Below are 7722 nucleotides of genomic sequence, written 5' to 3'. Positions count from 1 at the left end.
GGTAGTCGAGTACCCCACGGCGCCAATCTCCTTAAGCGCTGCGTGATGGTTTTAGGCCGCCGTCGTCCATGCTTGCCAGTCAGGCTCGACGCTGCTTTGGGCAGCATCAACGCCACCGCACTACTCAAAATCGGCGTGGCCTCCTGTTTCGATATGGCAGGTGTCGCGACACGTTTAGCCATTCGCTAGATCGTCGGGCGCACCAGATGCCGGGAAGCTTCACGTGAACTTCCCTCAAGGAACGATGTCGCGTCGATCATAACCATGATTCTGCAATACGGCGGTCTAGCTCTTCCCAATCAGCCATGCCCAGTACTCTGGTGGTATTGAGGCCTCGTAGGTAGCCTCTGAGTTGATTTGCCATTGTGCGCAGGTCGTCGGAGTGGGCAGTATCGTCGTGTAGCGCTTCTTCGTAGAGGCACAGATACTCGGCCACTCGATCTCGGAATTCCGGCAACACTGCTTCGCGGATCAGGTCAAAGGTTCGCAGCTTCTGATTGGTGTTCACGGAGTCACCCTTGGTGAGATTGTGGGCTGTTGCCTTGGACGGGAGGGGCAGATTTCAATGTATCTCATGTGGTGGCGCCTACCTACAGCCGCATTTTCCGGATTAGCTGTTCGAGTGCCTGTTTTGCATTCCGACGAAGCGTGCTCAAAGTAGTTCAAGCATAACGAAGAGTAGTCGATAGACATCTGTGGTTTATCCCCTAGATAAACGCAATCTGCAACTTGGAGTATTGAATGTTTGGTTGGATCAGCGATATCCGTGTCAGCGCGAAACTCGGTCTTGGCTTCGGCTTGGTATTAGGGCTGGCTTTGCTCCTTGCTCTAACGGGTTGGAGAACAATCAATGTTCTTGCTGAGCGTGGCCTCAAAATAGAAGACATTTCTCGTGTCAGTGAGATGGCCAAGGATCTGCGAATTAATCGCTTGCAAATGGAGCTCAACCCCAAGGGGGACAGTGACCGGCTGATCCTCCGGACGCTCGACGAACTGGCTGGGTATTTGAACACTGCTCGTGTCCAACTGACCGTGCCCAGCGATGTGGCGCTAATTGACCAGCAGATAGCCGCGGTCAAGGTGTACCTCGATGCTCAGGGCGCCTTAAGCCAGGCGGGAGCCGATCGGGCTCCGGTGTTCGCTCGAATGGGCGTGCAGGGCGATATCCTGCTCAATGCCGCCCAGCAGTTGATAGCGTCGCAATCCGCCAAGCGCGATGCCGATTCGTCTTTTGCTAAAATTCTGCTTGCTAGCATCGCTGCGCTGGCGTTGCTGCTTGGCACCGTCGCGGCCTGGATCATTACTCGGCAAATCGTTACACCGTTGCAGCATATCCTCAAGGACGTCGATCGTATTGCCTCCGGCGATTTGAGTCAGAATCTGGAGGTCAATCGCCGCGATGAGGTGGGGCAATTGCAGAGAAGCCTGCAACAGATGACCAGCAGCCTGCGCGAACTGATTGGCGGTATCGGTGCTAGTGTCATCCAGATTGCTAGCGCTGCCGAAGAGTTGTCAGCCGTCACCGAGCAGACAAGTGCTGGTGCGAACAGCCAAAGAGTCGAAACCGATCAAGTTGCTGCTGCGATGAACGAAATGACCTCCACCGTGCAAGAGGTAGCGCGCAACGCTGAAGAGGCCTCTGACGCCGCCGCTGCCGCAGATCAGCAAGCTAGAGAGGGAGACAAAGTTGTTGGCGAGGCCGTGGCTCAAATCGAACGTCTAGCTATCGAAGTCGGCAGCTCCACCGTGGCGATGAGTAATCTCAGAGAGGAAAGCAACAAAATCGGCGGTGTGCTCAATGTTATTAAGGCGGTCGCACAACAAACTAACCTACTCGCTCTCAATGCCGCCATTGAGGCAGCTCGAGCCGGTGAAGCGGGAAGAGGTTTTGCGGTAGTTGCCGATGAAGTTCGCAGTCTGGCGCAGCGTACCCAGCAATCTACTGAGGAAATTGAAAAGCTGATCTCCAGCTTGCAAAGCGGCACTCAAGAAGTATCTGCCTTTATGGAGAGCAGCCGTATATTGACTGATAGCAGCGTTGAGTTAACTCGTCGTGCCGGAACCTCTCTGGAAAATATCACCCGCACGGTGTCTACAATCCAGTTGATGAATCAGCAGATTGCTTCAGCTGCTGAACAGCAGAGCGCAGTGGCTGAAGAGATCAACCGTAGTGTGCTGAGCGTGCGTGATATCTCTGAACAAACCGCTGGCGCTAGCGATGAGACAGCCGCCTCAAGTATTGAGTTGGCACGCTTAGGTCATGAACTTGACGGTTTGGTTAAGCGCTTTCGACTATAGGGCTGGTCTAAAGCGCTCCCCAATCAGCTTTGCGCGCTTGCTTGGTTGCTATCGGGTTTTTGCCTTCAACTGAATCAGTGCGGAGTTCTGCCGCTTTCGACTTGGCCGATGCGCCGCTGACCTCGGGGTAGCCACCCAAGTCGAGCCAAGACCATTTGCCGTCGGCCTTTTTGTAGCGCAGCTCCCACGACTTTTATCCGGTTGGCTTCACACGAATATAAAGGCCTGCGCCGTCCAGCTCACTGTAGACGGCGGCCTCTGGCACCGGGCCCGAAAGGGTGGTGTCAGCCGGCGGGCGACGCTTGATTTCGGACCGTTTCAAATCGTGTATTCCCTAGGTTCAATCATTCTCGAAGGATGCACGTGGCGATATACAGAGGGACACAAGGAGATACAGCCAGAAACAAGAAATCCCGCACTAGGCGGGCTTCTTGTTGTTTCATGCGCATCGAACGATGCCATGAAACTGTACTTGGTGGCTACACAGGGACTTGAACCCCGGACCCCAGCATTATGAATGCTATGCTCTAACCAACTGAGCTATGTAGCCAAGTGGCGCGCATTATTCGCGGATACTGGAAATGTGTCAAGCGTTGTTATTGAAAATTTATCCGTGTGATCAAGCGGTTAGCCCAGACTACCCGCCCCGCACCTCAAAACTGCTCAGCACTCAACCCATACAGCGACGCACTTCCTGCACGAATGCACTGTTCCAGGCTCAGTATTCGAGGAAGCATACGGCTGAAGTAGAACTGTGCGGTGGCAATTTTTGCGCCGTAAAAGCCCTCGTCTTCATCGTGTTTGCTCTCAGCCACGTGGGCCATGCGTGCCCATAGGTACGCATAGGCGACGTAGCCAAACAAGTGCAGGTACTCGACCGAGGCTGCACCGATTTCGTTACGGTTAGTGTCGGCCTGTTCTTGTACCCAGTCGCTCAGGTTCTCCAGGCGCTGTACTGCGTCGAGCAGCTCGGCCGAGTAGGTCACATTTGGTTGATCGGCGAAGGCTCGAATTTCATGAGTGAAATGGCGCAATCCGGCGCCCCAGTCGGCAATGACTTTACGGCCGAGCAAGTCCAGCGCTTGAATTCCGTTGGTGCCTTCGTAGATCTGCGCGATGCGTACATCGCGTACCAACTGCTCTTGGCCCCACTCGCGAATGTAGCCGTGGCCGCCCAGTACTTGCTGGCCGTTGATGCAGCTTTCTAATCCAGTGTCGGTAAAAAACGCTTTGGCGACCGGGGTGAGCAGGGCAACCAGCGTTTGAGCGTCTGTGCGCTCTTGGGCGTCGTCGGAGAATTTGGCGAGGTCCAGTTGTTGGCCGACGTAGCTGGCAAAGGCGCGGCCACCTTCGGTCATTGACTTCATGCCAAGCAGCATCCGCCGCACGTCAGGGTGGACGATGATCGGGTCGGCGATGTTGTTCTTGGCCACTGCGCCGGTCGGGGCGCGACTTTGCAGGCGCTCGCGGGCATAGGCAACGGCAGTCTGGTATGACGCTTCGGCGCAGCCAATGCCCTGAATACCGATCGACAAGCGTTCGTAATTCATCATGGTGAACATCGCCGCCAGCCCTTTATGCGCTTCGCCGATCAACCAGCCGCTGGCACCGTCGAAGTTCATCACGCAGGTGGCCGAGGCCTTGATGCCCATCTTGTGCTCAATCGAGCCACAGGTGACCGCGTTGGGCTGAGCGAGCGAGCCGTCGGCGTTAACCCGTATTTTGGGCACCAGAAACAGTGAAATACCTTTCGGGCCAGCGGGCGCATCGGGCAATTTGGCCAACACCAAATGAATGATGTTTTCGGTCAGGTCTTGCTCGCCACCGGTGATGAATATCTTGCTGCCGCTAATGGCATAGCTGCCGTCGGGCTGCGGCTCGGCGCGGGTGCGAATAATCCCCAAGTCGGTACCAGCGTGGGCTTCGGTCAGGCACATCGAACCGGCCCAGCGGCCTTCGTACATCGGCGGCAGGTACAGGCTTTTCAGGGTGTCGTTGGCGTGGGCGTCGATGGCCAGGCACGCGCCGGAGCTGAGCGCTGAATACAAGGCGAAACTGGAGTTTGCGCCGTACAGCATTTCTTCAAATTGCACGGCGAGCATCTTCGGCATGCCCATGCCACCGAATTCATCGTTGCCGGCAAGTCCGACCCAGGCGCCCTCTATATAGGTGGCGTAGGCCTCCTTGAACCCAACGGGGGTGCTGACTTGGCCCGCGTGCCATTGCGCGCCTTCTTCATCGCCGCTGCGGTTCAATGGGGCGAGCAACTGGGCGGTTACTTTGGCCGCCTCTTCAAGAATGGCATCGGCGGTGGCAGCATCGACCTTTTCAGCGAGGGCTGGTAAACGCGCCCACAGGGCGGGGGCGTCAAATACTTCGTGCAGCACAAAGCGCATATCGCGCAGCGGAGCGTTGAATACAGGCATTACGTTAACCTCGGTGCGACGGTTAAAGGTTCTTGGCGATGTCGCGTAGCAGGAATTTTTGAATCTTGCCGGTGGATGTTTTCGGCAGCACGCTGAACACCACCGTGCGCGGTACTTTGAACCCTGCCAGGTGTTCTCGGCAGAAGCTGATGATGTCGGCTTCGCGAACCTGTTGATGGTCGGCTTTGAGCGTGACGAACGCGCAGGGCGTTTCGCCCCACTTTTCGTCGGGGCGTGCGACCACGGCCGCTTCGAGTACGGCCGGATGGCGATACAACACGCCTTCAAGTTCGATGGTGGAAATGTTTTCGCCGCCCGAAATAATGATGTCTTTCAGTCGGTCTTTAATTTCGACATACCCGTCCGGATGACAGACTGCCAAGTCTCCGGTGTGGAACCATCCACCTTCAAACGCTTCGGCGGTGGCGCTCGGGTTTTTTAGATAACCCTTCATTACCGTGTTGCCGCGCATGAATATTTCGCCAATGGTCTGGCCGTCGCGGGGTGTGGGTTGCAGCGTTGTCGGGTCGGCGACCATCAATCCTTCCAGCGTGGAATAACGCACGCCTTGGCGAGATTTGATCTGCGCGCGTTCATCAAGCGGCAACTCATCCCATTCGGCGTGCCAGGCGCAGAGAGTCACAGGGCCGTAGCTCTCCGTCAGGCCATACACGTGAGTGACTTTGATACCCATCTCCTCCACGGCGCCAATCACCTTGGCCGGCGGTGCAGCACCCGCGACCATCGCGTTCACCGGGTGATCAATCGCTGCTTTGGCGGAGTCCGGCATATTGATCAGTGCGTTGAGCACGATCGGTGCGCCACAGAAGTGAGTGATTTGGTGCTCATGAATCAGCGTCAGGATTTTCTGCGGATCAACCCGGCGCAAAAACACATGCACGCCTGCCATCGCGGTAATCGTCCACGGATAGCACCAGCCGTTGCAGTGGAACATCGGCAAGGTCCACAGAAAGATCGGGTGGTTGCCCATGCTCCAAGTCATCTGGTTGCCCAGCGAACTCAAGTACGCACCGCGATGGTGGTAAACCACGCCTTTGGGATTGCCGGTGGTGCCGGAGGTGTAGCTCAGCGAAATCGCCTGCCATTCATCCTCTGGCCAATGCCAGGCGAATTGCGGGTCGCCCTCAGCCAATAACGCTTCGTAGTCGAGGGTGCTTACCGCCTGACCTTCACCGTATTCAGGGTCGTCGACATCAATCACCAATGGTGGATGTTCGAGCATGCTGAGCGCGGCGCGTACGACGCCATGAAACTCGCGGTCAGTGATCAACACCTTCGCCTCGCCATGCCCGAGCATGAACGCTATCGCCTCGGCATCCAGACGCACATTCAGCGGATTGAGCACGGCACCGATCATCGGAACGGCGAAGTGAGCTTCAAGCATGGCAGGAATGTTGGGCAGCATTAACGCTACCGTGTCGTTTTTGCCGATGCCGCGACCGGCCAGCGCAGAGGCCAGGCGTCGACAGCGGGCATAGGTTTGCGCCCAGGTGCGACGAATCGATCCATGAATCACGGCGGGGTAGTTGGGGTAAACATTAGCGGTGCGCTCGATGAAGCTGAGCGGAGACAAGGCGATATGATTGACCGCCGCAGGGGCTAGCCCTTGCTCGAAGATCGACATGTGCAGGTACTCGTTGGCTGATTGTTAGCTCTGTCGCTGACCCTGCAGGCTATGCCCCAAGGATCCGCTTTAAGTCCGGCATGTTTTATATAACAATTGTTATCTGGTATGGAAGTAATACCTTAATCATATAGTATATATACTATATCCATTTTCAGTGACCGCTCGGCCCCCATGTTTCATCGAGACGGCGACGTAAACGAAAGGGTTTGTGATGACGTCCCCCAGGGTTAAACCGTTGCAAACCTCGCTATTGCTCAGCCATGACCCGCAGCCCAGCGTGGTGCTGGATGCGCTGGCGCAGCCGATTGAACTGAATCGCGCGATGCTTGGGCTGCTGGCGCAACGACCCCCATCTGACGTGACGATTCTCTTGCCGGTGAATCAAGGGGCGCTGGTTCGCGCCTGTCTGGAACAGAAACGGGCGATCGAGGACGTCGAAGCGGGCTCGGAAGAACAGATCTTACTCTGGACTTTTATTCCTGTTCCTCAGGAAAACCGAGTGCTGGCGCGGTGCCGGGAAGCCACCGAGCAAGTGTTGGCTGAGCGTGAAGCGGTCAAGGCGCGGCGCCTGTATCGGTTGATCACTGAGAACACCACTGATCTGATTTCTCGGCATACGCCTGAAGGTTATTTTCTGGATGCGTCGCCAGCTGCCTGGACGTTGCTCGGCTATTGGCCCCAAGAGTTGCGTGGGCAATTGGCGCAGGGTTTGTTTCACGCGCAGGGTTTGGCGGGGTTGATCAACCGAGCGCGCGATGCATTGGCGCAGGACGGTTATCACACGATGAGCTATCGAATCCGTCACCGCGACGGGCATTACCTGTGGTTTGAAACGGCCAGCCGAGCGATCCGCGAAACCTACACCGGCGCGGTAGTGGAAGTGGTCAGCGTGTCGCGTGATATTACCGCTCGGGTGCAGGCCGAAGAGCATCAGAGGCGTCTGGAAGACGAGTTGGCGCACACCGCACGGCTGGTGACGTTGGGTGAATTGGCGTCTGGCATCGCCCATGAAATCAACCAGCCGCTGGCCGCCGTGGTCAATTATGCCAGCGCCAGTCAGCGTTATTTACTGGCCGTGGGCACTCATCCGCAAGCGGCCGAGCGGGTCGCGCAAGGCCTTGTACAGATTACCGAGCACGCCAATCGCGCTTCGGAAGTGATCAAGCGATTACGCAGCTTTCTGCGCAAAGGACGGCGAGTGATGCAGGCATTAGACGCAAGCGAGGTGGCGCGTGAGGCCGTTCGTTTGTGTGCGTGGGAGGCGAATGATTGCCAAGTTACGATAAAAGAACGATTGGCAGATAATCTCCCGCCGACTTATGCCGATAGAGTGTTATTGGAGCAGGTACT

General features: G+C 56.6%; 6 protein-coding genes, 1 tRNA gene and 1 pseudogene. 3 read left to right on the top strand and 5 right to left on the bottom strand.

The annotated features are described in order from the left end of the window. Positions 1-189, top strand: a 189-nt coding sequence (locus M0974_RS25640) for a hypothetical protein (protein WP_297843681.1), incomplete at its 5' end; no start/stop codon positions are given. 67 nt (positions 190-256) lie between these two features. On the opposite strand, the gene M0974_RS25635 is transcribed toward M0974_RS25640, so the two are convergent. Further along, on the bottom strand, positions 257-508 hold the full coding sequence (locus M0974_RS25635; RefSeq protein ID WP_297843680.1) for a hypothetical protein: 252 nt from the start codon (positions 506-508) through the stop codon (positions 257-259). A 233-nt stretch (positions 509-741) separates the two neighbouring features. Here M0974_RS25635 and M0974_RS25630 point away from each other — a divergent pair, with 233 nt between their 5' ends. Next, positions 742-2298 (top strand): methyl-accepting chemotaxis protein, encoded by a 1557-nt coding sequence (locus M0974_RS25630; protein WP_297843677.1) that lies wholly within the window; start codon positions 742-744, stop codon positions 2296-2298. 25 nt (positions 2299-2323) lie between these two features. Here the strand turns inward: M0974_RS25630 and M0974_RS25625 are convergent. From M0974_RS25625 to M0974_RS25610, 4 genes and pseudogenes are all read right to left on the bottom strand, one after another. Then, positions 2324-2620: pseudogene (locus tag M0974_RS25625) on the bottom strand (Arm DNA-binding domain-containing protein); the annotation flags it as partial. Between the two features lie 151 nt (positions 2621-2771). Beyond that, positions 2772-2848: transfer RNA gene (locus M0974_RS25620), tRNA-Met, on the bottom strand. A 103-nt stretch (positions 2849-2951) separates the two neighbouring features. Further along, the gene (locus tag M0974_RS25615) at positions 2952-4724 is read right to left on the bottom strand and encodes an acyl-CoA dehydrogenase C-terminal domain-containing protein (RefSeq protein ID WP_297843675.1); all 1773 of its coding nucleotides are present in this window, start codon (positions 4722-4724) and stop codon (positions 2952-2954) included. Between the two features lie 22 nt (positions 4725-4746). Continuing rightward, positions 4747-6369, bottom strand: a complete 1623-nt coding sequence (locus M0974_RS25610; RefSeq protein ID WP_297843672.1) for an acyl-CoA synthetase — start codon at positions 6367-6369, stop codon at positions 4747-4749. Between the two features lie 214 nt (positions 6370-6583). On the opposite strand from M0974_RS25610, the gene M0974_RS25605 reads away from it, so the two are divergent. After that, positions 6584-7722, top strand: a 1139-nt coding sequence (locus M0974_RS25605; RefSeq protein ID WP_297843669.1) for a sensor histidine kinase, incomplete at its 3' end; no start/stop codon positions are given.

Source organism: Pseudomonas sp., assembly GCF_026224925.1.
In the GTDB taxonomy this organism is placed as follows: domain Bacteria; phylum Pseudomonadota; class Gammaproteobacteria; order Pseudomonadales; family Pseudomonadaceae; genus Aquipseudomonas.
The sequence above is the reverse complement of the archived record's forward strand: the minus strand, read 5'-3'. Positions and strand labels throughout refer to the sequence as shown.